Consider the following 24,960-nt stretch of genomic DNA (forward strand, 5'->3'; position numbering starts at 1 on the left):
CTTCCGCCGGCGATCAGAGGATGGCGAGCGGGGTGAGCGGGCTGCCCGTGCCGCCCTCGATCCGCAGCGGCGCCGCCACGAACACGAACGTGGTGCGCCCCGCCGCGGCCAGCTCCTCCAGCCAGAGCATCTCGATCAGATGGATGCCGTGCCGGTGCAGCAGGATCAGATGCAGGTCGTCCTCGATCGGCTCGTCGGCCAGGCCGCGCGCGTTCAGCCCGCCGATGGCGGCGTTGTCGGAGGCGACCGCCGCGACGTCGTGCGCCGCCAGCCAGCGGCCCGCGTCCGCCGACAGTCCCGGCTGGCCCGACCAGTACTCCTCGCGCGAGCGCTGCCACACCACCGGCCATCCGGTACGGACGACCGCCACGTCCCCCGGCGCCGGCGTGGCGATCTCCGCCAGCAGGTCCGCCTCGACCCGGTATCCCACGGGCAGGTGGTCGAGGCCGAGCCTGCCGGGCAGGTCGTACAGCACTCCCCTGGCCACCATCCCGCCCACGCGCTCGATGCCGCACCGGGTGGCGCCGTAGGAGCGGACCCTGGCCGCCGGATGGCCGTTGTAGAGCTCGTCGCCGGACCACATGTGGCACAGCGCGTCCATGTGGGTCGTCGTGCCGTGCCCGGTGACGACCAGGGCGTCGTCGGCCACCCGCAGGCCCGCGCCGATCGGCCGGGCCCCGGCCGCGTAGTCGCCGCCGTCCACGGACATGAAGTGCTGCGGCAGGGGGCGGCCCGGCAGGTGCGGGACGCTCTGCGGCGCCGGCGAGGAGGTGGCGCCCCTGATCGGCATGGCCAGGCTCAGCACCTCGCCGGTGGTGGCGCTGCGCAGGGCGTCCAGGACGACGGCCGGGGTGAGGAGGTTGAGGGTCCCCCGCTGATCGTCTGGGCCGAATCGTCCCCAGTTGTTAGGCTCGGCAGCCAAGTAAGCACTTCCTTCCTGGCGGAGGTCTGATGCACTGCGATCCTCGGTTCTCCCGCGTACGCGAGGTCTTCGAGCGGAACTTCGCCGACGGCGAGGAGCTGGGCGCCGCCTTCGCCGTCTATCTGGACGGCGAGCCGGTCGTGGACCTGTGGGACGGCGTGGCCGACCGGCACACCGGCCGGGCCTGGGAGCGGGACACCCCCGCCTTCGCCTACTCCTGCACCAAGGCGCTCACCGCCGCCGTGCTGCTCCGGCTGGTGGAGCAGGGGCTGGTGGACGTACGGGCGCCGGTGGCCGCGTACTGGCCGGAGTTCGCGGCCGGCGGCAAGGCGGCGGTCACCGTCGAGCACCTGCTCAGCCACCAGGCCGGGCTGCCGGTGGTGGCGGAGCCGGTGCCGGTGGAGGAGTTCGAGGACCAGCCGGCCATCGCGGCCCGGCTGGCCGGCCAGGAGCCGCTGTGGGAGCCGGGCTCGGCGCACGGGTACCACGCGCTGACGTACGGGTTCCTGGTGGGCGAGGTGATCAGGCGGGTGACGGGCAAGTCGGTGGGCGAGCTGGTCGCCGCCGAGATCGCCGGCCCCCTGGACCTGGAGCTGTGGGTGGGGGCGCCGGAGGAGGTGATCGCCCGCACGGCGCGGCTCAAGGCCCGCGAACGCCCCGACGCCACGAAGACCCCGGCGGGCGAACGGCCCGGCACCACGGGAGCCCCGTCGGGCACGGGAACCGGCGCCACGGAAGGCCAGGCCGGCGGGCGGCCGGATGATGTGCTGGCGCGGATGGTGCAGGCGGCGCTGGACCCGCACAGCCTGATGAACCGGGCGCTCGGCAACCCCGGCATTCACCTGCTCAAGGGCGGCGCGAACAACCCGGTGATCCTGCGCGCCGGCTGGCCCGCGGCCGGCGTCGTGACCACCGCCAGAGGGCTGGCCGGGTTCTACCGCGCGCTGATCTCCGGCGACCTGCTGCGCCAGGAGACGCTGACCGAGGCCCTGCGGCCGCGGGTGAACGGCCCCGACCGGGTGCTGCTGCTGGACACCTCGTTCGGGCTCGGCTTCATGCGGCCGTCGCTCACGTTCCCGACGCCGTCGCCGACCGCGTTCGGGCATTCGGGGATGGGCGGCTCCATCGGCTGGGGCGATCCCGGGCGCGGCCTGGCCATCGGGTACGTGATGAACCGGATGGCCGACGCGGTCTCCGGCAACCTGCGCGCCCTGCGCCTGGTGCAGTCGGTCTACGACTCGTTGTGAGCGCATGGACGTTCAGTGCATGGTCACGCCGCCGCTCACCGACAGGGTCTGCCCGGTGATGTACGCGGCGCGTTCCGTACAGAGGTAGGCGACCAGGCCCGCCACGTCGGCGGGAGCGCCGAGGCGGCGCAGCGGGATGCCCCTGGCGATCTTGTCGACCAGCCCCGGCTCGGCCTCCGCCACCCGGCGCAGCATGGGGGTGTCGGTCGGGCCGGGGCAGACCACGTTCGCGGTGACGTGCGCTCTGGCGGCCTCGCGGGCCAGCGTCTTGGCCAGGCCGAAGAGGCCTGCCTTGGTCGCCGCGTACGCGCCCTCCCCGCCCGAGCCGGCCCTGGCCCCGTCGGAGGAGATGAACACCAGCCGCCCCCATCCCCGCTCCAGCATGCCGGGCAGCAGCAGCTTGGTCAGCAGCATCGGCCCGCGCAGGTTGACCTGCCACATGAGGTCCCAGCCCGCCGGATCGCTCTCGACGAACGGCTGCACGATCGACACCCCGGCGTTGTGCACCAGGATGTCCGCCCGCCCCACCGCGCCGGCGAACTCCGTCACCGCCGCCGCCGACGCCAGGTCCACCGGCAGCGCCTCGGCCCCGGGCAGGGTGGCCGCGACCTTCGCGGCGCCGGGCAGGTCCACGTCCGCCACGACGACCCGCGCCCCGAGCGCGGCCAGGTCGGTCGCGATGGCCGCGCCGATCGCGCCCGCCGCCCCGGTCACCACCGCCGTGCGCCCGTCCAGGCGCAGCCCGTCCATCACCGCCACGCCTCCACCAGGCCGGCGGCGGTGGCGCGGGTGGCGAGCAGGCTGACCGTGTGCTTCAGCACGGCCCGCGCGTAGTCGTCGGGGATGCCCGCGACCGCGTCGGTGACCACCGTCACCCGGTAGCCCAGGTTGACCGCCTCCAGCGCCAGCCCGGGGATGCCCAGGTTGAGCGAGACGCCGAGCGCGACCACGGACGAGACGCCGAGGGAGCGCAGCGTCATGTCGAGCGAGGTGCCGGTGAACGGGGAGAAGCCGTGGTGCCGGCGGTTCTCCAGGTCGCCGGTCTCGCGCAGCTCGGGCAGGACCTCGACGGCGCTCGTACCCTCCAGCATGTGCTCGGGATCCTTGAGCAGGGCGACGATGAACGGGCAGTTGCCGGTGTGGGAGCCGGCCCGGTCGGGCCGGAAGGCGGCGGTGCAGTGGATCACCGGGATCTCGGCCCGCCTGGCCGCCCGGAGGACGAGGGCCGCGTTGGCGATCACGTCGCGGCGCGCGCACGCCTCCACCAGATCCGGAAATTTCGTCAGATCGCCGACGACGCCTCGTTGCATCTCCATCACCAGCACCGCCACGCGCCCCACCGGCGACCTCCACCTGTTCTTAGCCGAGCGCTTGCTTGGGAAGCATAACACCGGCACTCAGCGTCATCTCCCATCCACGTGGGGCGAAATATCTCCGGTCGTGACAACCCGCACCCCGGGTGAGACCGTCGAATCGAAGACGGCTGCCTTGGGGGTAGGACTTGGTTCCTGGTTACCGTGAAGTACGCCAGCTCGGCTCCGGCCGCACCGGCCGCGTGTTCCTCGCCACCTACCAGGCCACGGGCGCGTACGTGGCGATCAAGTACCTGAACGCCACCCTGCGCAGGGACACCGAGTTCATGGACCGCTTCCGGTCGGACACCCACCAGCTCGTCGAGATCGACGACCCCAACGTGGTGCGGCTGTACGAGTACGTCGAGACCGCCACCAGGGCGGCCGTGGTCATGGAACTGGTGGACGGCGTCTCACTGCGTACTCTGCTGGCCGAGCACGGCCGCACCAGCCCCGAGGCGGCGCTGGCCGTGCTCAAGAGCACGCTGCTGGCCCTGGCCGCCGCACACGAGAGGGGCGTGCCGCACCGGGACGTCAGCCCGGACAACGTCCTGGTCCAGGCCGACGGCACCAGCAAGCTGAGCGACTTCGGCGTCGTGGTGCACGCCGAGGAGCCGGGCGTGCCGGCCGGGACTCCCGCGTACATGGCGCCCGAGCTGTGGACGCAGGAACGGGCGGGGCCGCCGGCCGACGTGTACGCGGCGGCGTGCGTGCTGTTCGAGGCGGTCAGAGGGCGGCCTCCCTACCGGGCGGAGAAGGACGGGGCGGAAGGGGCGCAGGACGTCCCGGCGCTGCGGGACAAGCACCTGGTGGAGCCGGTGCCGCTGGAGGTGGTGCCGGACGCGCTGCGCGACCTGCTCAGGCGGGGGCTGGCCAAGGACCCGGCGGTCAGGTACGCCTCCGCCAGGCAGTTCGCGGCGGAGCTCGAACAGGACGCGGTCGCCAACTACGGCCCCGACTGGGAGAAGCGCGGGCGGCGTCACCTGGCGGAGCTGGCCACGCTGCTCGCGCTGCGCTTCCCGCTGGCCAGGACCGATCACGCCGCCCCCGCCGCGAGCGGCCTGCGCGACCGGCTGCTGCGCCTGCCCACGCTGCCGCCGCAGCTGTGGGTGGCGGGCGCGGCCGTGGTGACGACGGTGATCGCGATCATGCTGTCCGGCGGCGGGCTGCCCGCGGGGCCGGGGACGATCCTGATGCCGCCGCCCAAGGTCAGGACCGAGGCCGCCCCCGCCACCCCCTCCCGCAGCCGCGCCCCCGCCCCCGCCCCCTCCACGAGCGTTCCCACCCGCGCGCCCACGCGCACGACCACCCCACCGCCGCTCCCCACCGGCGCCACCTCCCCGCCCGCGCCGCGGACCCGCGACCAGGGGACCGGCGCCTCGGGGTCGGCCGCCACGGTGCGCGCCGCGACCATCCTCAGCTGGAGCGGCACGACGGGCTCGATCTCCGTCGCGGCGGCCGGGACGGGGACGGTGCGGCTGCGGATCTCGTACACGCGGCGCGACGGGGACGGTGAGGCGGCCCGGACCGTCCGGCAGGAGACCCGCACCCTGCGCGGCGGCACCGCCTACACCAGCGCGGTCAGGCACGAGCCCGGCGAGGTGGCGTGCGGCGGCCGGGCGTACCTGGGCATCCTGGTCATGACGGAGCCGGCGGCGGGGAACGGGCCGCAGGTGAGGGAGGTGGCGGTGAACGGTCCCGCCTGCCCGGTCCCGAGCACCAGCACGTCCGCGAGCGCCTCCCCGTCCGCGAGCCGCCCGCCCGTCCCCACCCCTGACCCCACCTCCGGCCCCACGTCGGGCCCCACGTCGGGCCGCACGTCGGGCCGCAGCACACCCGACGCCGGCACGCGCGGCACCGATGCGCCGGGCGTCGGCACCCGCAGCACCGAGGTGCCCGACTCGTCCGGCCCGGACGGCTCCTCGGGCGCGCCGGACTCGTCGGGCTCGTCCGGCTCGTCGGGCTCGTCCGGCTCGTCGGGCTCGTCCGGCTCGTCGCTCTCGGAGGCTCCGGGCGCGCTGCCCGCGCCCACCCCACCGGAGACGTCCCCGCACGACGACGAGCCGTCCGAGGTGGAATCGGAGGCGTTCGCCGGGTCCGTGACGGAGGAGCCGTTCCCGGTGGAGTGACCGCTTCGGGCGGGTCTTGTCGGCCAACCAAGCGTGCGCTAGCTTGGCTAGCACGATGAGCGGTGACACCTCTGCCTACTGGGCCGCCTGCGTGCGCGGCGAGCTGGTCATCCAGCGCTGTACGGCCTGCGACCGCCGCATCCACCTCCCCGAGCCCGCCTGCCCCTGGTGCGGCGGGGACAGCCTGGTGTTCGAGCCGGCCTCGGGCGACGGCGTGGTGCACACCTACACCGTGGTGCACCGCTCGTTCGCCCCCGGCTACCAGGGCCGCGAACCGTACGTCATGGCCTGGGTGGACCTGCCGGAAGGGGTGCGGGCGTTCGGCCACGTGGTGGAGTGCCCGCCCGAGCGGGTGCGCGTCGGGCTTCCGGTACGCGTGACGTTCCTCGACGACCTGCCCCATTGGAGGCCAGCGTGAAGCTCGGCAACGTCCTGATCCCCGTGACCGACCTGGACGAGGCGATCGCCTTCTACGGGCTGCCGGTGAAGTTCCGCGACGGCGACCGGTTCGCCGCGCTCGACGGCGGCGGGGTGACCGTAGCACTGGCCGGCCCCCAGGAGCACGTGACCGCTTCGGCGGCGCCGTCGTACAAGGTGGACGACGTCGCCGCGACGCTGAAGGAGATGGCGGCGCGCGGAGCCGAGGTGGTGCGGGCTCCCGAGGCGGGGCCGCACGAGACACGGGCCGTGCTGCGCGATCCCTCGGGCAACGTCTTCGTGCTCTATTCGCCCCTCTGATGTGGAGGCTCCCCCATGGCGCGATCACCCTACGGCAACTACGGCCACGCGATCCTGACCGCCGGAGCGATGCGCACGCCCGACCGGGTGGCGCTGACGTACTGCGGCGAGCGGCGCTTCACCTACGACGAGCTCAACCGTGACGTCAACCGCCGCGCCAACGCCCTGCTCGCCGCCGGGATCACGCCGGGCACGCGGGTCGCGGCGCTGCTCAACGAGACGCTGCGGGTGGCCGAGAGCTACCTGGCGCACGCCAAGATCGGCGCGGTCACGGCGGCGCTGAACCCGTTCTGGCCGGAGGAGACGCTGCGTGACGTGGTGGCGGCGTCGGGGTGCACGGCCTTCGTGTACGACGCCACCGTGGAGGCGGTCGTGGCCCGGATCAGGCCGTCGCTGCCGGACGTGACCACCTGGATCGACGTACGGGAGCTGGCCGACGGCTCGGACGAGGAGCCGCCGCCGGCCGGGTTCGGCGACGACCCGCTCGCGCTCTACTACACCTCGGGCACGACCGGGCTGCCCAAGGCGGTCGTGCACACGCACGCGTCGTCGCTGGCCACGGCGCAGATCTGGCTCGACGTGCCGCGCGGCCCCGACTCGGTGTTCGGGACGGGCGCGATCATCTGGGGCATCGGCTTCCCCGCCATCGTGGGCCCCGCGCTGTACGCGGGGATGCGGCTGGTGCTGGAGCAGGACTGGGGGCCGGCGAACTTCCTGCGGGTCGTCCCGCGCGAACGGGTCACGCACGTGTCGCAGATCCCCTCGTTCTACTCGGCGCTGCTGGCCTCGCCCGAGCACGAGGACGTGGACCTGTCCTCGATCCAGGTGATCATGCTGGGCGGCGAGCCGCTGACCGCGACCATGCTGGACCGGATCAAGGACCGGTTACCCGGGGCCGGGGTGTACTCCTACTACGGGCAGACCGAGGCCCCGTATACGTGCATGGGCCGGGTGGACGACGGCTCGACGCCGCTCGGCTCCTCGGGACGGGCCCGTACGGGCAACGCGGTGCGCGTCACCGACCACCGGGGCAACCGGGTGATCGACGAGGTCGGCGAGATCAACCTGGCCGGGCCGCACCGGATGGCCGGCTACGACGGCCTGCCCGACCGGACGGCGGAGGTGCTGCGCGGCGAGTGGTACGTGGGCGGCGACCTCGGCTCCGTCTCTGCGGACGGCGTCCTGCGCGTGCTCGGCCGTAAGGAGGACGCCATACTCAAGGGCGGCGTCTGGACCCAGCCGGCCGCGATCGAGGAGGCCGCCTCGGCGCTGGACGGGGTGGCCGAGGCCGGGGCGGTCGGGGTGCCCGAAGGGGCGCAGGAGCAGCGGGTGCTGCTGGCCGTCGTACCGCGCGCCGGGCACACCTTAGACCCGTCCAAGCTGGCGCTGGCCCTGGCCGACACGCTGCCCGCGCACCAGCGGCCCGATCACATCGTGGTCGCCGACGAGCTGCCGCACTCCCAGGACGCCTCGGGCGGGCCGGGCAAGCTGCTGCGCAGGAAGATCCGCGAGCTGCACGGGTGAGCGGGTACGAGCACGAGGTCAAGGCGCTGATCGGCGCGGCGGGGGTGCCGGTGCCGCGCGGCGTCGTGGTCTCCCTCAGCCCCGCCGTCACGTCCGGCGCCGGCGCCGACGCGGGCTCCCCCGCGGACTTCGGCGCCGGCTTCGCGGCGGCGGCCGGGCTGGCCGAGCCGCTGGTGCTGAAGGCGTTCGGGCCTGGGCTGCTGCACAAGTCGGAGGCGGGCGCGGTCCGGCTGGGCCTGCGGTTCGACGAGCTCGGTCCGGCCGCGGCCGAGCTGGCGGCCCGGCTGCGGCCGGCCGGCTTCCTGGTGGAGGAGCAGGCCGAGCCCGGGGTCGAGCTGATCGTCGGGCTGGTACGTGATCCCGCGTTCGGCCCGGTGCTGCTCGCCGGCCTGGGCGGGGTGTGGACGGAGGCGCTGCGCGACACGGCGCTGCGGCTCTGCCCGATCGCGGAAGAGGACGCGCGGCGCATGCTGGCCTCGCTGCGCGGGGCCGACCTGCTGCGCGGCTGGCGCGGCGGCCCGCCCGTGGACGTGGACGCGGTGGTCAAGCTGCTCATGACGGTCGGCGGGCCGGGCGGGCTGTGGGAACGGCTGGATCTGGGCGAGTTCGAACTGAACCCGGTCATCGCCGGCCCGTCGGGCGTGATCGCGGTCGACGCCAGGTACGTTCCGGACCCGGAACACCCCATACGCGACTCCCCTGCGTACGCGGCAGGCGACTCCCCCGGCTCGGCGGACGAGCCGGTCATGGACTTCCTGCCGCTGTTCGAGCCCGGCGCGGTCGCCGTGGTCGGCGCGTCCACGTCGCGGCCGAACTTCGGGAACATGTTCCTCGGCTTCTACCGGGCCGCCGGCGTGCCGCTGGTGGCCGTGCATCCCACGGCGGACGAGGTGAGCGGGGTGCCGGCCGTGTCCTCCCTGGCCGCGGCCGAGGTGGACTACGCGCTGGTCGCCGTACCCGCCGAGCGTTGCGCCGAGGTGGTGCGGCAGGCGCGCGGAGTGCCGTTCGTCCAGGTGATGAGCGGCGGCTTCGGCGAGGCGGGAAGGCCGGAGCTGGAGGCCGAGCTGGTCGCGGCGGCACGGGGGGCGGGCACGCGCCTGCTCGGGCCGAACTGCATGGGCGTCTACTGCCCGCGCGGCCGGCAGACGTTCGTCGGCGGCGGCCTGGGACCCTCGGGAACGGTGGCGCTGATCTCGCAGAGCGGCGGGCTGGCCGGCGAGGTGATCAAGGTCGGCGAGCGGCGCGGGCTGGCGTTCAGCCGGGTCGCCACCGTCGGGAACGCGGCCGACGTCACCCCCGCCGAGCTGCTGCGCTGGCTCGCCCGCGACCCCGAGACGCGGGCCGTCGGCCTGTATCTGGAGGACCCGAGGAACGGACGCGAGCTGTACGCGGCCCTGCGCGACGCGCCCGTGCCCGTGGTGCTGCTGGTCGGCGGGCGCAGCGGACAGGGGCGGCGGGCGGCGGCCTCGCACACGGGCGGGCTGGTGAGCGACCTGCGGATCTGGGAGGCGGTGGCCGATCAGTCGAGGGCGGCGCTGGTGACGAGCCAGGACGACCTGATCGGCGTGCTCGCCTACTTCCAGGCCCACGGCACGCGCCCGGCGCACGGGGACGGCGTGCTGGTGGTGGGGCCGAGCGGCGGCGCGAGCGTGCTGGCCGCGGATGCGTTCGACCGGGCCGGGGTCCGGCTCGGCCCGCTGCCGGACGAGCGCCTGGACGCGCTGCGCGGGCTCGGCGTGGTGGCGACCGGCAACCCGCTGGAGATCCCCGTGGGGCCGATGGGCCGGGCCGGGCTGGTGGCCGACGTGCTGGACGCGCTCGGGATCCCGTACGCGGACGTGGTGGCGCACGTGAACGTCCAGGCCTTCTTCGCGTACGCGAGCGCGCACGGAGATCCGGGCGAGCCCCTGTACGCCTACACGCGGGCCCTGGCCGCGGCCCAGGCCGACCGGCCCGGCACCAGGATCAGCCTGGTCACCAGGAACGGCGACTGCGCGCCCGCGGGCGTCGAGGACGAGGTCGGGCGGATCGCGGCGGCGGCGGGGATCCCCGTCTACCGCACCATGGAGGCGGCCGCCGTGGCCGTCGCGGCAGGAGGATGTCATGGGGTTGCTTGACGGCAAGGTGGCGCTGATCACCGGCGGGGCGCGCGGCATGGGGGCGGCGCACGTGCGGCTGTTCCTGGAAGAAGGGGCGCGCGTGGTGTTCGGGGACGTGCTGGAGGAGGAGGGCAAGGCGCTGGCGGAGGAGACGGGGGCCACGTACGTGCGTCACGACGTGACGAGCGGCGCGGAGTGGGAGCGGGCGGTGGGGACGGCGGTGGAGGTGTACGGCCGCCTCGACGTGCTGGTCAACAACGCCGGGATCCTGAAATTTCGGCGTATCGCCGACATGTCGCCCGAGGACTTCGACCGGGTGATCGGCGTCAACCTCAAGGGCACCTGGCTGGGCGTCAAGTCCGTCATCGAGCCCATGAAGGCGGCCGGGCGCGGCTCCATCGTGAACGTCTCCTCGATCGAGGGGTACGTCGGGGCCGAGGGGCTGTCGGCGTACTCGGCGTCGAAGTTCGGCATCCGCGGCGTGACCAAGTCGGCGGCGCGGGAGCTGGCCAGGTTCAAGATCCGGGTGAACTCGGTGCATCCCGGCGCGATCAACACCCCGATGGCCCTGGACCCGGACATCATGGCCGAGGTGGACGCCGAGGCGTTCCTCAAGTCGATGGTGATCAAGCGCTTCGCCAAGCCCGTGGAGGTGTCGCACGTGGTGGCGTTCCTGGCCTCCGACAAGGCCAGTTACTGCACGGGCACCGAGGTCACGGTGGACGGAGGCCTGCTGACGGGCGCAGGATACTAAGATCTCACCACAAGGTAGATCTTTAACGGTTAAACCACTTAGGCGAGGACAATTCTGGCAGCATCGCTGACCTGCGGTTACCACCATGGGAGAGACATGGGTCTCTCTTGGAACGTGCTTGACCTGGGGTTACCACACGATAACCTCACACAGCACGGAAGACGACAGGTCTCCGGTTTCGTCACACCAGTCACTGGGCCCTCCCCCTACCCAGCGCTGCGTGGCCGAAGCCGGACTTGCCCGGAAGGTTTCCCCACACTTCCATGACGCCAGAGATCCAGAAGTACATCGAACTGCTCGAAGGTCAGCTCGGATACTCCGAGAAGTCGGGCTCTTACACCAAGTTCGGCCACTGGTACGGCAAGAACGTCGAGTTCGACGCCGACTACACCTCAGCGCCGTGGTGCGACATGTACCTCTCCTGGGCCGCGCACAAGCTCGGCTACGAGGACTGGATGGGACAGTTCGCCTGGACGGTGGCGCACGCGGAGTGGTTCAAGGAGCAGGGCGCGTGGGGCAAGAAGCCCCAGGTCGGGGCGTTCGTCTTCTACGACTGGAGCGGCAGCAGAAGCATCGACCACATCGACCACGTCGGCGTGGTGACGAAGGTCAGGGGCGACCGCATCTCGACCATCGAGGGCAACATCGACGGCGGCGTCGCCAAGCGCAAGGAACGCGACACGAGCAAGGTGGTCGGGTACGGCTACCCGCAGCGCATCAAGGCCCGCCTCGACCGGGCCGAGGCGAAGCGGAAGAAGGCCGAGCAGCAGGCGTCGGAACCGGGCGAGGAGGCCGGCACGCTGCCCCCGGACGAGCTGAGCGCCATGATCCCCCGTTCCGACGCGGCCCACGCCGGACGGATCCCGCTGGACCGCCTCCAGTCCCAGACTCCCACCGGCGACGAGGCGCAGGCCAAGGGCCAGACCGAGGGCCAGACACCGGCGGAGGCTCAGGGCCGCGTCCAGCCCGCCACCCCGAACTCCGACGCGGCCTCGCCCGCGCCCACGCACAAGACGGCCGACTCGCCCTCCGCCGACGCCTCGCCCGGCTCCGACTCCTCTTCCTCTTCCTCTTCCTCTTCCTCTTCCTCTTCCTCTTCCTCTTCCTCTGCCGATGCCACGTCCGGCGCCGTCTCCGACTCCGCCGCCGCGAAGAAGAGCCCGCAGAGCGGGGCGGCTCCGTCCCCCACGACGGTCAAGAAGGGCAAGCACGCCAAACCCACCACGGCGGACACGGAGGCGGCGACCTCGGACCCGCTCCCCTCCCACACCGACGCCTCGGCCACCGGGCCGCTGCCCGCGATCGACTCCCCGACGCTGATCGGCTCGGCGCTGGTGGCCGCGCTGGCGCTGCTGGCCGTGGCCAAGACCCGCCGCCTGCGCCTCAGCGCCGCCACCGCCTCCGCTTCCGGCACCGCCGCTGGGACCGCTCCGGTCACCGCGAAGGCCGGAGCCGCCGCCTCCGACTCGGACAAGCCGGTGCGCCCGTCCCGCGTGAAGGGCCGCCGTCGTCGGCGCAGGACGACGTTCCTGCCGGTGACCGCGACGCGGCGCGTGGAGACGGCGGAGAGCCTGGCCGCGGCCGAGCTCCAAGAGAGCGCCGACCGCCTCGCCACGTCGGCGGCGCTCGCCTCGCTGAAGGCCTCGGACGCCCTCCAGCCCACCGCCTCGGACGTCTTCGCCGCGTTCCAGGACGACACCCTCCAGCCCACCGCTTCAGACGTCTTCGCCGCTTACCGGGGCGCCACCTTCCAGCCCGCCGCCTCCGACCTCTTCGCCGCGTTCCAGGACGACACCCTCCAGCCCACCGCTTCAGACGTCTTCGCCGCTTACCGGGGCGCCACCTTCCAGCCCGCCGCCTCCGACCTCTTCGCCGCGTTCCAGGACGACACCCTCCAGCCCACGGCCTCGGACGTCTTCGCCGCCTACCAGGACGGCACCCGCCGGCCCACCGCCGCCGACCTCTTCGCGGCCCACCACGACGACACCCTCGGCTCCGCCTTCCAAGACGGCACCGGCCGGCCCACCACCCACCGGGCGGGCTCCCGGAACGACGCCTTCCACCGCCACACCGTCGAGTCCGGCATGGCCGACTCCAGTGCCGTCGTCCGAGCCACCGGCCGGGGCACCGCCGCACGGGGTGCCAGGCACCGGAAGTTCCCCATGGAGACCAGGCCGTTCGACCTGTCCACGGACGCGGCCTCCCACCACCCGTCCGCCTCCCATCACGCCTCCGGCTCCCACCGCCACGCCGCCCACCACCACTCCTCCGGTACGGGCTCCCACCTCCACGGCTCCCAGCACCACGGCACCGGCCCGTCCCCGTACACGCCGGCCTTCGACGCCGACCCGTACGAGCCGGACTTCGACCGCGACCGCTACACCTTCACCGACGACACGGGCCCGCTGGAGGTCGTCCTCGACACGGGCCCGCTGCAGCGCGTGGTCGACACCGGCTCGTTCGAACGCGTCGTCATCCCCGGCGCGACCAGCGCGTTCGACGCCTTCGCCCCGCCGACGGGCAGAGGCGGCGGCGACATGTTCACCCCGCCCACCACCAGGCGCGGCCGGACTCCCGACGCCTTCACCCCACCCGCCACCAGGCACAGGGACGCCTTCTCTCCGCCCACCGGCAGGCGCGGCAGTGACTCCCCCGACGTGCCCGGCGCGACGTACCGTGGCCGGCGGCGACGCCACGCCGCCGAAGAGCCGCTCACCTTCTCCCCCGACCTCCCGCCCAGGGGCCGCCGCCACCGCCGCTCGGCGGACCACCACCGTCCCGCCGACGCGCCGCCGAGAGGCCGCCGCCGCCCCCTCGACGACGACCGCCAACTGACCAGCGGAGGCCGCCACCGCGCCTGATCAGCCGTGCGATCCCGGGCGGAGCGCACCCTCCGAACGCCTGAGCAGCCTCAGCAACCCTCCGAGCGGTCTCGACAACCCCGTCCATCACCCACCCCCGGAGACGAGCGCGGGCCCTGCGAGGCAGCAGAAGCGAAGACCCGCCGCGACAGGTCCGACGACGACCCGATCAGGCGCCGCCGTCTCCCTCCCCCACGCCGTACTCGGCGGCGAAGGCGGACAACCGGGACACCGCGTCCCTGCTGCGCGTCCACGGCCGTACGATCAGCCGCTCCACCCCGAGCGCCGCCCAGCCGTCCGCCTCGTCCGGCCCGGCCAGCGCGTACGCGTGCGCCGTCACCGGCACCCCGGCCCCCAGCCGCTCGATCTGCGGCCTGATCGACTCCAGCGTGTGCGGCATGCTGATCCACCCGTCGCACAGCCGCGCGGCCCGGCGCAGCGCGGCGGGCGACTCGCCGCCCGCGAGCACCGGCAGCCGCGCCTGTACCGGCTTCGGCTCGAAGGCGACCTCCGCGAAGGAGTAGAACCGCCCGCTGTGGGCCACGACGGGCTCGCTCCAGAGCCGCCTGACCACCTCGATCGCCTCGTCCAGCCGCGCTCCCCTGGTGCCGAACGGCACTCCGGCCGCGTCCCACTCCCCCCGGTACCAGCCGGCACCTACCCCGCAGATGGCCCGCCCGGAGGAGAGCACGTCCAGGGTGGCGAACGCGCGGGCCGACACGAACGGGTGCCGCAGCGCGAGCAGTTGCACGGCCGTGCCCAGCCGGACGCGCGAGGTGTGGGCGGCCAGCCAGCACAGGTACGCGGGCGCGTCGAACAGCGGCGTCTCCGCTTTGATCCCCGGATCGGACGTGCCCGGGTAGACGGCCATGGACAGGTCGGTGGCGAAGACGAGGTGCTCGGGCAGCCACACCGACTCGAACCCCAGCTCATCGGCCGCCACCGCCACGTCCTTCCAGGCGGCGGGATGCAGCAGGCCGAGCGGGACACCGAACTTCACGGATACCTCCGGGGATGCTCGCCGCCGGTGATCGCGGTACGCAGACGTTCACGGTGAAAGGCGGTGGTCCCGTACGCGGCAGACAGGGACCAGGCACGAGCGAGCCAGAACCGCAGATCCAGCTCCTCCGTGTACCCGATCGCACCATGCACCTGCAACGCCACCCGCGCCGCCAGCGTGGCCGCGTCGCCCGCAGCGGCCTTGGCCGCACTCGCATCCCGCCCCGAAGACGGCACACCCCCACCTTTGTCCAGAGCCAGGGCCGCCCGCCACACCAACGGCGCCGCGAACTCCACCGCCACGGCCACATCGGCCAGCTGATGCTTCACCGCCTGAAACGACCCGATCGCCGCCCCGAACTGCGTACGCACACGAGCATGCCGGACACTCACATCAAGCAACTGCCTCGCGACCCCGACCAGCTGCGCCGCCGTCGCCACCGCACCCCGGGCCAGGAGGTGCTCGGCCGAGCCGTCCAGCGCCTCGGACTCCTCCACGTCCACCTCGAACAACGGCCGGCCCGGATCCACCCCGTCCCTGCGTACCAACCGGGCCGACTTCCCCCGCACCAGCCGCAACCCCTGCGGCCCGGCCAGCACCAGCAGATCGGCCAGGTCGGCATCGGCGACGTAAGCCTGCCCAGGAGGCAGCACCGCCACCCGAACCTCACCCGAGGCCAGCCCGGGAAAGCCGGCCAGCAGCGGCCCGGCCACCACCGCCGTGTCGGCGAACGGCCCCGGCAGGCAGGCCCGCCCGGTCTCCTCCAGCGCGGGCAGCACGTCGGCCAGCCCGAGTCCCAGCCCGTCGGCCTCGGGCGGCAGCATCAATCCGAAGAACCCCAGCTCGGCGAGCTGCTCCCAGGCGGGCCGCCGCTCGGAGCGCAGCGCGGCGGGCGGGCAGTGGGCGCGCAGCACGTCGCGTACGGTCGCGCCCAGGGCGAGCTGTTCATCGGTGAATCCGAAGTTCATCGTGGCAGCCCCAGAACCCGCTCGGCGACGATGTTGCGCTGGATCTCATTCGTGCCCGCGTAGATGGGCCCGGCCAGCGAGAACAGGAACCCGTCCAGCCACTCCTCGGCCCGGTCCCCCAGCAGGTCGAGGGCCAGCGCGTGCATGCGCAGGTCCAGCTCGGACCAGAAGATCTTGCCCATGCTGGCCGCGGGCCCCAGCTCCTGTCCCGCCATGATCCGCCGCGCCGTCCCGAACGTGTGCAGCAGGTACGCCTCCGCCTCCACCCAGCACCTGGCGGCCCGGTCGGCCAGCACGGGATCGGCGTCACGGGCCAGCGCGACGAGCCGATCGGCGGTGGCCATGAACCGGCCTGGGCTGCGCAGGGTCAGACCACGCTCCGACGAGGTGGTCGCCATCGCGATCCGCCACCCCTCACCCACCTCCCCCAGCACCATCGCATCGGGAACGTACACCCCGTCGAAACGCAACTCGGCGAAACCGGGCAGGCCGTCGAGCTGCGCGATCGGCCGCACCTCCACCTCGTCCATGGGAAACAGGAAGTACGTCAACCCGCGGTGCCGCGTCCCGGAAGTACGAAACAGCCCGAACCCGTGCCCGGCGAAGGCGGCGCGCGAACTCCACGTCTTGTGCCCGTACAACCGCCAGCCACCGCCCGGCACCGGCTCGGCCCGCGAGGTCAGCGCCGCCAGATCACTCCCGGCCTCCGGCTCCGACCACGCCTGCGCCCACACATCGTCCCCCCTGGCCATCCTGGGCAACCACCGCGCCCGCTGCTCAGGCGTCCCGAACCTCATCAGAGAGGGCGCCAGCAGAAAGATCCCATTCTGGGTAACACGCGCGGGAGCACCGGCAGCCCAGTACTCCTCCTCAAAAATCAGCCACTCGACCAGCGAAGCCCCCCGCCCGCCATACTCCTCAGGCCAGGACACAACAGCCAACCGTGCCTCAGCCAGCCGCGCCTCCCACCCCCGATGCGCCTCGAACCCTTCGGGGGTGTCCATGGACGGCAGCGACCCGGGCACATGCTCCCGCAGCCATCCACGAACCTCATCACGAAAGCCCTGCTCAGCCGACGAGAAGTCGAGATCCACATGAACCAACCTAGCGCACGCTTGGTCAATTGGCCAGGCCGCCCACGACGTCACATAAGAGACATTTCCCGACCATTTACGACAGACCAACCAAATGCCAACGCAGCCACACAGCAGAACGGGTGCCGACACTCAGACAATCGGACAAATCGTCCAGGTTGGACCATTTGATCAAGGTACGCGACAATACATCGCGGATAAACAAGAGTTAGACTCCACACCCTAGGGGCAAACTCGATTCGTGCAGCCCGGCATGCCGGCGCAATGTACGTGGAGGCGCGGGTGGCCGATATCTCCGACTCGGACGAGCACCACCAGCCATACTTCTTCCTCAGCTATGCGCGCACGCCGCGGATCTCCGGCAAGGGCCCCCGACCCCAACTTGTGGGTCACCGAGTTCTACCGGGCGCTGTGCCAGGAGATCATGCAGATCAGCCGGCTGCCGGCCGGGGTCTCTCCTGGATTCATGGATCAGGAGTTGCGTGTCGGGGCGGCCTGGAACGAGCGACTGGCCAAGGAACTGGCCAGCTGTCGCGTTTTCGTCCCGCTTTACTCGCCACGTTATTTCGGCAGTGAGCCGTGCGGTAAAGAATGGGCGGCGTTCGACCTGCGCCGTAAACGCCATATGGGCCAGGGCCCAGATCTGCCCGAGGTCATGGTGCCTGCCTTCTGGGTTCCTGTCAAGCCCGCCGAGTTACCCGAGATGGCTCATCCGATACAGTTTCACGACCCCGCCCTGGGCACGCATTATCAGGAGCGCGGCGTCTACGGTCTGATCAAGTTGAATCGATTTCGCGACCATTACAAATCCGTCGTCGATGCTTTGGCCCGGCGTATCGTGGATCTGGCGGAGAACGTCCGGCTACCTCGGGGAAAGCCCTGCGACTTCTCCTCGCTGAAAAGCGCGTTCGTGCCCGACCGGGGCCGCCGATTCCAGATCGTGGTGCTGGCACCGACCAGGGACACGCTTCCGCCGCACCGCAGTCAGCGGCAGTACGGCGCCACCGCGACCGACTGGAATCCGTACTACCCGCAGTGCGACCAGCCGATCGCCTCCCTGGCCGCGGACATCGTCCGAGATCTCGGCTTCGAGCCGGAGCTCTGGTCGTACGCCGATCAGGGCGAGGACCTGCTGAAGGAGGACGGGCCCGCGTCCCCGGGCGTCGTTCTGCTCGATCCCTGGGTGGTGCTCATGCCCGGGTACCAGGCGGCTCTGTCGTACCTGCGCCGCAGCAGCCACCCCTGGGTGGGACTGGTGATCCCGTGGCACGAGGACGACGACCAGCTCGCCGCGGCCACGGACCAGATCAGAGCCGGGCTGCATACCCTGGCTCCCACCTGGATCGAGCGGGGGCGTCTGCTGGCCAGGGAGGCCGCCAAGGGGACGCTGGCGTTCGGTCAGTTCGCGCCGGCTCTGCGGCAGGTGGTCTTCACGGTCTCCCGGCCCTACCTGCGTGACACCCCGGCCTTTCCGCCGCGATCAGAGCCGGGAGACGCACCGCCCAGACGCAGAGACCGACTCACATGGCAGCCACCAGAGAATTCGGGGGAACGTGATGACGGAAGCGCGTAACGGGCGGATCATCACCTTCTACTCCTACAAGGGCGGCACGGGACGCACGATGGCCCTGTCGAACGTGGCCTGGATCCTCGCCGCGAACGGGCATCGAGTGCTGACCGTGGACTGGGACCTGGAGTCGCCGGGGTTGCACAAGTTCTTCCGTCCGTTCCTCGACAGCGACAAGATCGTCAGCACGCCCGGGGTCATCGAGCTGATCACCGAGTACGCCTGGGCCGCCCGCAGGAACGACTCGCGCCCGGACGACTGGCATCGCGACTACGCGCGGGTCCGGCAGCACGTGGTGTCGATCGACTGGGACGACTTCCCCGGCGACGGCTCCATCGACTTCCTGTCGGCCGGGCGGCAGAATCGCGACTACTCCTCCCTGGTGGCCCGCTTCGACTGGGACACCTTCTACGACAGTTACGGCGGCGGGCAGTTCCTCGACGCCATGCGCGACGACATGAGCGCCGAGTACGACTACGTCCTCATCGACAGCAGGACCGGCGTCAGCGACATCTCCGACATCACCACGGAGCATTTCCCGCATATCCTCGTCACCTGCTTCACCCTGTCCGACCAGAGCATCGAGGGCGCGTCCGACGTGGCCACCCAGGTCGCCGACCGGTTCCGGGCCAGGGGCATTCGCATCCTGCCGGTGCCGATGCGGGTGGACGACGCGGAGAAGGAGAAACTGGACGCGGGACGGGCGTTCGCCAGGAGCAAGTTCGCGCGCTTCCCCACGGGCATGAGCCGCGACGAGGCGATCACCTACTGGGGCGCGGTGGAGATCCCCTACAAGCCGTTCTACGCGTACGAGGAGACGCTGGCGACCTTCGGCGACGCGCCCGGTTCGCCCGCCTCATTGCTGGCCGCCTACGAGCGCCTCGCCGACGTGATCACCGACGGTGCGGTGCCCAGTCTGCCCGCCATGCCGGAAGAGCTCCGGATGAGCTACCGCGACCTGTTCCGCCGCAGGCGCCCGGCGACCTTCATGGACGTCTACATCAGCTATGTGCCGGAGGACCGGCTCTGGTACGACTGGATCAAGGCAGTCCTCAGCGGCGTCGGCCTGCGGGTTCATCCGCACAACCCGACGGACCAGGACAATGAGGGGGCCCCGGGTTCGGGCCCCATCGATGACTCCGCGCGCATCCTGGCGCTCCTGTCGCCCGCCTACCTCCGTTCGGCGCAGGCCCGTGAGATCTGGCAGTCCATGTCGGGCCCCCAGCTCACGGAGTCGCGCGGTCAGCTCATCCCCGTCCGCATCGCCGACGTCCGGCTGTCTGTACCGTACGCCGACCCGACGCCGCTCGACCTCGTCCGTCTGGAGGAGGAGCAGGCGAAGGCCGCACTGCTGCGCACCCTCGACCGGCCGGGGCAGCCGACGGAGGCCGGCGGCGCCGTGACCGGCCCCCGGTATCCCGGGCGTCAGCCGACGGTGCTCGACCTGCCGACCAGGAACGCGACGTTCACCGGGCGCGGCGAGGTGCTGCAACGCCTGCGTGAGCAACTCGTCGGCGGCGCCCAGACGGTCGTGACGCAGGCCGCCCTCTACGGCCTCGGCGGCGTCGGGAAGACGCAGCTCGCGATCGAGTACGCCCACCGCTACATGGCCGACTACGACGTGGTGTGGTGGATCTCCGCGGAGCAGTCCGAGCTGCTGAACGGCGCGATGGCGAACCTGGCGGTCAGGCTGGGCCTGCGCGTCGGCGAGAACGTGGCCGAGGCGGCCCAGGCCGCCCGCGACGCGCTGCGCCGGGGCGAACCCTACAAACGCTGGCTGCTGATCTTCGACAACGCCGACAACCCGGAAGAGTTGCGGGACTACCTCCCGGGAGGGACGTCCGGCCACGTGCTGATCACGTCTCGGCACCGGGCCTGGGAGCAGGCCGCGGTACCGCTCCAGATCGACGTCTTCACCCGCGAGGAGAGCCTGGAGCACCTGCGGCGGCGGGTCCCCAGCATGAACGACGACGAGGCGGGCCGGGTCGCGGAGGCGCTGGGCGACCTGCCGCTGGCCATCGAGCAGGCCGGCGCGTGGCTGCAGGAGACGGGGATGGACGTCGACGAGTACGTCGAGACCCTGAACCGCCAGCCCGCGGCGACGCTGGCACTCGGCGAGACGCTCAACTACCCGAGACCGGTGGTCCTGACGTGGAACGTCTCGTTCGACCGGCTCAGGGAGCGTTCCCCGGCGGCGGTCCGCCTGCTCGAACTGCTCTCCTTCTTCGCGCCCGAGCCCGTGTCCCTGTCCATGTTGTACGGCGACGAGACGGTCCAGTGCCTGCTCAAGTACGACGACACCTTACGCGACAAGATCATGATCGGCCGCCTGGTCCGCGAGCTGAGCCGGTTCGCCCTGGCCAAGGTCGACCAGCGGGACAACTCCGTCCAGGTGCACCGGCTGGTCCAGGCCGTGCTCCGTGACCGCATGACGGCAGACGAGCAGGAGGAAACCATGCACGACGTGCACCGGATCCTGCTCGGGGCCCGGCCGCGCGAGGGTGACACAGACGATCCCGAGAACTGGAGGCGGTTCGACGAGATCTGGCCCCACCTCGCGCCGTCCCAGGCAGAGAGGTGCGAAGAAGAGGAAACACGCCAGCTCCTCATCGACCGGGTCCGCTACTGGTGGAAGCGTGGCGAGTTCGACCGCGCCCTGGAGATGGGACAGTCTCTTGAGAGGCAGTGGATCAACAAACTGGGTAACGTCGACCGGCAGACTTTGTTCCTGCGCTTTCAGATGGCGAACGTCCTGCGTTCCCAGGGCAAGTACCAGGAAGCCTGCGACCTCGACCGGGCCATCATGGAGGACCAGCTCAACGTGCTGCCCAAGCCGCACCCGCACACACTGATGACGGCCGCGGGGCTGGCGGCGGACCTGCGGGCGCTCGGGCAGTTGCAGGAGTCGCTGCAGATGGAGCGGGAGTCCTACGACCAGACCAGAGAACTCTTCGTGGACGACCACCCACGGACTCTCACCGCGGCCAACAACCTCGCGGTGGCGTTGCGGCACGTGGGCCAGATCAACGAGGCCAGACGGCTCGACCAGGAGACGCTCGACCGCCGACGGGCCGTCATCGGGATCGATCACCCGTACACGTTGTCGTCCCAGCTGAGCCTCGCCCTGGACATCCGTGAGGCGGGCGAGTACCAGAAGGCGGCGAAGCTGTTACGGGACGTTCTGAGCCGGTACCAGCGCGTCCTCGGCAACGACTTCGTCGACACGCTGCGCGCCGCCCGCAGCCTGGCGGTCGCGCTGCGTAAGGCGGGCGCCCTGACTGAGGCCAGACAGCTCACCGACGCGACGCTCGAACGGTACGTCCAGCACTACGGGCCGGACTATCCCGACACGGTGATCTGCCGCCTCAACCTCGCGGGCGACCTGGGTGACGCCGGCGACTGGGAGGCCGCGCGCCGGCTGGCCGAACAGGTCCTGGCCACCTTCGAGACCACGCTTGGGCCGGCGAAGCCGTACACCCTCATCGCGGCGAACAACCTGCTCATCTACCAGCGCGAGACCGGCGACGTCGCGAGCGCCTACTCACTCGGAACGCAGACCCTGAACCGGTTCACCGAGACGCTGGGCAAGGAGCACCCCTTCCGGCTCGTCTGCATCATCAACGTGGCCAACTGCCTGGCCGACCTCGGCAAGTACGACCAGGCCGAGACCATGGAACGGGAATTGCTGACCGCGCTGCGCGATGCTCCGGGACGAGGCCCCCTCCACCCGGACACCCTCGTGTGCGAGGCGAACCTGGCGGTCACCCTGCGCGACCTGCGCCGCGCCGACGAGGCACGTGAGCTACGCGAAGCGGTGCTGGTCCACCTGCGCCGAGTGCTCGGCGAAGCCCACCCGCTGATCAACGCCGTCCTCGACTGGCGGCGGGTCAGCCGCGACCTGGACCCGCTGCCGTGGTGACAAGCGCTCAGCCGCCCGCTGGTGCCGGGCCCGCCAGCCACGGGAGCAGGTCGGGCAGCACCTGTAAGGCGTGGAAGTGCGCGACGCCGCGCTGAATGGCGACGCTGGCGGTCGGGATGCGCTCGGCCAGCCAGCGTGAATGGCTGGCGGGCGAGAACACGTCCTCCGCGCCGTGCCACAGACGTGTCGGCACGGTGATGTCGGCCGGATCGAAGCCCCAGGGCGAGCAGAACGCGATGGCGTCGTCGATCCAGCCGTAAGGCGACCTGCGCAGCGCCTCGGCGTAGTTCTGCACCAGCATCAGCCGGATGGCCGTGTCGGCCACCACCTCCCGATCGGCCTCCGTCAGGTCGTCGTAGATGGCGTTCACCAGTTCCACGGGGTCGTTCTTGATCTTCTCCGCGGCCACGACGAGCCGCGCCGTGAGCTGCGCCAGACCCTCCATCGCCGTGAGGTATTCCTCGGCTTTGCTCTCGGCCATGCCGTCGAACCAGTCGAGCCCCTCCGCGCCGTGCGGGGCCAGGCCCACCAGCACGGCCGCCCGGGTCACCCGGTCGCCCAGCAGCGCCGCGCAGGCCAGCGCGTGCGGCCCGCCGCCCGAGCGGCCGACGACGGCGAAGCGGTCGAGGCCGAGCCGGTCCGCGATGGTGGCCACATCGGACGCCACGTCACCCACCTGACGCCCGACCTGCCGGTCGGAATCCCCGTAGCCTGGACGGTCGTAGGTGATGAGGCGAATGCCTAGCCGATACAGCAGGCCGTGTTTCGGCAGCGGCCCTACCCTGCTGCCCGGAGTGCCGTGGAGATAGAACACCGGGCTGCCGCGCGGAATGAGGCCCCGTTGCGCGACCGCGAGCCTACGACTGCCGTCGGCAGAATGCACCACGATCAAGATGCGCCCCTCCAGCCGAGGCTCCCCTGCCCCTGCCTTCAGTATGAGGAGTCGCCGACGCCCTGCAAGAGCGAACCGCGCCCGGTGACGCCGGGTGGTCGCCCACCCAGCGTCGACCGGTTCCGATCAGAGGCCGAGCGCCCTCCTGAGGGCCGCCTCGCGGGCCTCACGGGTCCGTACGCTGATCGTCGCGTCCGGCACCATCATCTCCGAGCCGTGGAACGCCCCCGGGTTGAGGTGGAACTCGGTGGAGACCCCCGCCCGCACCAGCCGCAGGGCGTAGTCGAAGCACTCGTCCCTGAACACCTCCAGCTCCCCCACGTCCACGAACGCCGGCGGGAGGCCGGACAGGTCGGTGGCGCGGGCGGGGGCCGCGTACGGCGGGACGTCGTCGGTGCCCATGCGGTCGCCGAGCAGCGCCGTCCAGCCGAAGAGGTTGGCGCCCCTGTCCCAGATCACGGCGTCGGTGAACTCGTGGCTGGACGGCGTGCTGTTGCGGTCGTCCAGCATGGGGTAGATGAGCAGCTGGAAGAGGATCTCGGGCCCGCCCCTGTCCCTGGCCAGCAGGACGGTGGCGGCCGCGAGCCCGCCGCCGGCGCTGGCGCCGCCGACGATCACCCGTGCCGGGTCGATGCCGAGTTCGGCCGCGTTCTTGGCGGTCCAGGCGAGGCCGGCGTAGCAGTCCTCGACGGGGGCGGGATGGGGATGGTCGGGGGCCAGGCGGTAGTCCACGGAGACGCCGACGACGCCGAGCCGTTCGACGTAGCCGATCATCATGGCGTCGTCCATCTCGGGCGCTCCGATGATCATGCCGCCGCCGTGGATCCAGTAGAGGGCCGGCCTGTCCTCGCCCGGCTCCGGCGGCTGGTAGATCCGCAGCCGCACGTCCGGCTGCCCCTCGGGCCCGGGGACGGTGCGGTCCTCGACCGTCACCCGCGTCTCCGGCAGGGGCGCCGCGGCCATCATCGCGGTGATCTGGGCTCGCTGGTCGGCGAGCTCCTGGTAGGACATCGCGGACCAGTCGAACGATTCCAGCGGCGACTGCTCGAGCGCGGCACGGAGCTCAGGGTCGAGGTTGGGGTGGAACGCCATGGGGATTCCTTCCACGTGAGTTGCTCCCCCGATGGTAGGTCCGTGCAGAACGGCTGCGCCTACCCCAGGTAGGCGGCCCTGACGACCGGATCGGCCCGGATCGCGGCGGGGGCGCCGGTGGCGATGACCTTGCCGAGGTCCAGCACGACGATGCGGTCGCAGGTGCCCATGACGAAACCCATGTCGTGCTCGACCAGCAGCACGGTCGTGTCCAGTCCGCTCACCACCTCAGCCAGGCGCTCGCTCTGGCCGGCGTCCAGCCCCGAGGTGGGCTCGTCGAGCAGCAGCAGCTTGGGCCGGTCGGCCAGGGCTCTGGCCAGCTCGACCAGGCGGCGCCGGCCGACGGGCAGCGCGGCGGCGTACGCGTCGCGCAGCGGGGTGAGCCCGCACAGCTCCAGCACCTCGGCCACCCGCTCCTGGCGCGCGCGTTCGAGCCGCCGCCTGGCGGGCAGGCCGACCAGGTCGGCGGCGAGCCCGCCACCGCCGCCGTGCCAGTCGAGCGCGGCCAGCACGTTCCCGGCCACGGTGAGCCGGCCGAAGACCTGGGTGCGCTGGAACGTCCGGCGCAGGCCCGCCCTGGCCCGCCTGACCGGCGACACCCCGGTCAGGTCGCGCTCGGCGAGCAGCACCCGTCCCTCGTCCGGCCGGCGCAGCCCGGACACCACGTCGAACAGCGTGGTCTTGCCGGCGCCGTTCGGGCCGATCACGCCGCAGACCTGCCCCTCGCCGACCTCGAAGGAGACCTGGTCCAGCGCCCTGATCCCGCCGAAGGACACCGACACGCCCTGAACGTCGAGCATGT

At 71.9% G+C, this 24,960-nt stretch carries 19 protein-coding genes; 10 read left to right on the forward strand and 9 right to left on the reverse strand.

Annotated elements, in window-relative coordinates; genetic code table 11:
* Positions 1-13: 13 nt before the first annotated feature.
* Positions 14-922: a cyclase family protein gene (locus OIE67_RS36245; RefSeq protein WP_326628996.1), complete on the reverse strand. Its 909-nt coding sequence runs from the start codon at positions 920-922 to the stop codon at positions 14-16.
* Positions 923-951: 29 nt separating this feature from the next.
* Between OIE67_RS36245 and OIE67_RS36250 the strand changes: the two genes are divergently transcribed.
* Positions 952-2,169, forward strand: coding sequence for a serine hydrolase domain-containing protein (locus OIE67_RS36250; RefSeq protein WP_326628999.1), 1,218 nt, complete (start codon positions 952-954; stop codon positions 2,167-2,169).
* Positions 2,170-2,181: 12 nt separating this feature from the next.
* On the opposite strand, the gene OIE67_RS36255 is transcribed toward OIE67_RS36250, so the two are convergent.
* Both OIE67_RS36255 and OIE67_RS36260 read right to left on the reverse strand, forming a co-directional pair.
* The gene (locus OIE67_RS36255) at positions 2,182-2,919 is read right to left on the reverse strand and encodes an SDR family NAD(P)-dependent oxidoreductase (protein ID WP_326645566.1); all 738 of its coding nucleotides are present in this window, start codon (positions 2,917-2,919) and stop codon (positions 2,182-2,184) included.
* Positions 2,919-3,509: an isochorismatase family cysteine hydrolase gene (locus OIE67_RS36260; RefSeq protein ID WP_326629001.1), complete on the reverse strand. Its 591-nt coding sequence runs from the start codon at positions 3,507-3,509 to the stop codon at positions 2,919-2,921. The genes OIE67_RS36255 and OIE67_RS36260 overlap by 1 nt, the downstream gene beginning before the upstream one ends.
* 161 nt (positions 3,510-3,670) lie before the next feature.
* On the opposite strand from OIE67_RS36260, the gene OIE67_RS36265 reads away from it, so the two are divergent.
* From OIE67_RS36265 to OIE67_RS36295, 7 genes are all read left to right on the forward strand, one after another.
* Entirely contained in the window at positions 3,671-5,650 is a 1,980-nt protein-coding gene (locus OIE67_RS36265; protein WP_326629005.1) for a protein kinase domain-containing protein, read from the forward strand.
* 55 nt (positions 5,651-5,705) lie between these two features.
* Entirely contained in the window at positions 5,706-6,068 is a 363-nt protein-coding gene (locus OIE67_RS36270; RefSeq protein WP_106235027.1) for a Zn-ribbon domain-containing OB-fold protein, read from the forward strand.
* On the forward strand, positions 6,065-6,388 hold the full coding sequence (locus tag OIE67_RS36275; RefSeq protein WP_326629010.1) for a VOC family protein: 324 nt from the start codon (positions 6,065-6,067) through the stop codon (positions 6,386-6,388). The genes OIE67_RS36270 and OIE67_RS36275 overlap by 4 nt, the downstream gene beginning before the upstream one ends.
* A 15-nt stretch (positions 6,389-6,403) precedes the next feature.
* Entirely contained in the window at positions 6,404-7,912 is a 1,509-nt protein-coding gene (locus tag OIE67_RS36280; protein ID WP_326629012.1) for a class I adenylate-forming enzyme family protein, read from the forward strand.
* Entirely contained in the window at positions 7,909-10,029 is a 2,121-nt protein-coding gene (locus OIE67_RS36285) for an acetate--CoA ligase family protein (RefSeq protein WP_326629014.1), read from the forward strand. Before OIE67_RS36280 ends, OIE67_RS36285 begins: the two co-directional genes overlap by 4 nt.
* A complete protein-coding gene (locus OIE67_RS36290) occupies positions 10,016-10,765 on the forward strand; it encodes a glucose 1-dehydrogenase (RefSeq protein WP_326629016.1) in 750 nt (249 codons plus the stop codon). Before OIE67_RS36285 ends, OIE67_RS36290 begins: the two co-directional genes overlap by 14 nt.
* A 263-nt stretch (positions 10,766-11,028) precedes the next feature.
* Positions 11,029-13,626: a CHAP domain-containing protein gene (locus OIE67_RS36295; protein ID WP_326629018.1), complete on the forward strand. Its 2,598-nt coding sequence runs from the start codon at positions 11,029-11,031 to the stop codon at positions 13,624-13,626.
* 169 nt (positions 13,627-13,795) lie between these two features.
* Here OIE67_RS36295 and OIE67_RS36300 read toward each other — a convergent pair whose 3' ends face one another.
* From OIE67_RS36300 to OIE67_RS36310, 3 genes are read right to left on the reverse strand one after another with little or no spacing between them, the layout of a single operon-like run.
* Positions 13,796-14,626 carry a TIGR03619 family F420-dependent LLM class oxidoreductase gene (locus OIE67_RS36300; protein WP_326629021.1) on the reverse strand — a complete coding sequence of 277 codons (831 nt, stop codon included), beginning with the start codon at positions 14,624-14,626 and terminating at the stop codon, positions 13,796-13,798.
* The gene (locus tag OIE67_RS36305; RefSeq protein ID WP_326629023.1) at positions 14,623-15,594 is read right to left on the reverse strand and encodes an acyl-CoA dehydrogenase family protein; all 972 of its coding nucleotides are present in this window, start codon (positions 15,592-15,594) and stop codon (positions 14,623-14,625) included. The genes OIE67_RS36300 and OIE67_RS36305 overlap by 4 nt, the downstream gene beginning before the upstream one ends.
* Complete coding sequence (locus OIE67_RS36310; RefSeq protein ID WP_326629025.1) at positions 15,591-16,688, reverse strand: acyl-CoA dehydrogenase family protein; 1,098 nt, start codon at positions 16,686-16,688, stop codon at positions 15,591-15,593. Before OIE67_RS36310 ends, OIE67_RS36305 begins: the two co-directional genes overlap by 4 nt.
* 337 nt (positions 16,689-17,025) lie before the next feature.
* Between OIE67_RS36310 and OIE67_RS36315 the strand changes: the two genes are divergently transcribed.
* Complete coding sequence (locus OIE67_RS36315; protein ID WP_326629027.1) at positions 17,026-18,261, forward strand: TIR-like protein FxsC; 1,236 nt, start codon at positions 17,026-17,028, stop codon at positions 18,259-18,261.
* The gene (gene fxsT, locus OIE67_RS36320; protein ID WP_326629029.1) at positions 18,245-22,174 is read left to right on the forward strand and encodes an FxSxx-COOH system tetratricopeptide repeat protein; all 3,930 of its coding nucleotides are present in this window, start codon (positions 18,245-18,247) and stop codon (positions 22,172-22,174) included. Before OIE67_RS36315 ends, fxsT begins: the two co-directional genes overlap by 17 nt.
* A 7-nt stretch (positions 22,175-22,181) precedes the next feature.
* On the opposite strand, the gene OIE67_RS36325 is transcribed toward fxsT, so the two are convergent.
* From OIE67_RS36325 to OIE67_RS36335, 3 genes are all read right to left on the reverse strand, one after another.
* Positions 22,182-23,060 carry an alpha/beta fold hydrolase gene (locus OIE67_RS36325; RefSeq protein ID WP_326645568.1) on the reverse strand — a complete coding sequence of 293 codons (879 nt, stop codon included), beginning with the start codon at positions 23,058-23,060 and terminating at the stop codon, positions 22,182-22,184.
* A 132-nt stretch (positions 23,061-23,192) separates the two neighbouring features.
* Entirely contained in the window at positions 23,193-24,158 is a 966-nt protein-coding gene (locus OIE67_RS36330; RefSeq protein ID WP_326629031.1) for an alpha/beta hydrolase, read from the reverse strand.
* Between the two features lie 59 nt (positions 24,159-24,217).
* Positions 24,218-24,958, reverse strand: coding sequence for an ABC transporter ATP-binding protein (locus OIE67_RS36335; protein WP_326629033.1), 741 nt, complete (start codon positions 24,956-24,958; stop codon positions 24,218-24,220).
* Positions 24,959-24,960 lie beyond the last annotated feature (2 nt).

It is taken from the genome of Nonomuraea fuscirosea (assembly GCF_035917475.1).
GTDB lineage: Bacteria > Actinomycetota > Actinomycetes > Streptosporangiales > Streptosporangiaceae > Nonomuraea > Nonomuraea fuscirosea.

Excerpts from the sequence above, each read along its gene's own strand:
- OIE67_RS36250 (WP_326628999.1), top strand. The coding sequence starts at position 952 with ATGCACTGCGATCCTCGGTTCTCCCGCGTACGCGAGGTCTTCGAGCGG.
- OIE67_RS36255 (WP_326645566.1), bottom strand. The coding sequence starts at position 2,919 with ATGGACGGGCTGCGCCTGGACGGGCGCACGGCGGTGGTGACCGGGGCG.
- OIE67_RS36270 (WP_106235027.1), top strand. The coding sequence starts at position 5,706 with ATGAGCGGTGACACCTCTGCCTACTGGGCCGCCTGCGTGCGCGGCGAG.
- OIE67_RS36280 (WP_326629012.1), top strand. The coding sequence starts at position 6,404 with ATGGCGCGATCACCCTACGGCAACTACGGCCACGCGATCCTGACCGCC.
- OIE67_RS36290 (WP_326629016.1), top strand. The coding sequence starts at position 10,016 with ATGGGGTTGCTTGACGGCAAGGTGGCGCTGATCACCGGCGGGGCGCGC.
- OIE67_RS36295 (WP_326629018.1), top strand. The coding sequence starts at position 11,029 with ATGACGCCAGAGATCCAGAAGTACATCGAACTGCTCGAAGGTCAGCTC.
- OIE67_RS36305 (WP_326629023.1), bottom strand. The coding sequence starts at position 15,594 with ATGAACTTCGGATTCACCGATGAACAGCTCGCCCTGGGCGCGACCGTA.
- OIE67_RS36315 (WP_326629027.1), top strand. The coding sequence starts at position 17,026 with ATGCGCGCACGCCGCGGATCTCCGGCAAGGGCCCCCGACCCCAACTTG.
- fxsT (WP_326629029.1), top strand. The coding sequence starts at position 18,245 with ATGACGGAAGCGCGTAACGGGCGGATCATCACCTTCTACTCCTACAAG.
- OIE67_RS36330 (WP_326629031.1), bottom strand. The coding sequence starts at position 24,158 with ATGGCGTTCCACCCCAACCTCGACCCTGAGCTCCGTGCCGCGCTCGAG.
- OIE67_RS36335 (WP_326629033.1), bottom strand. The coding sequence starts at position 24,958 with ATGCTCGACGTTCAGGGCGTGTCGGTGTCCTTCGGCGGGATCAGGGCG.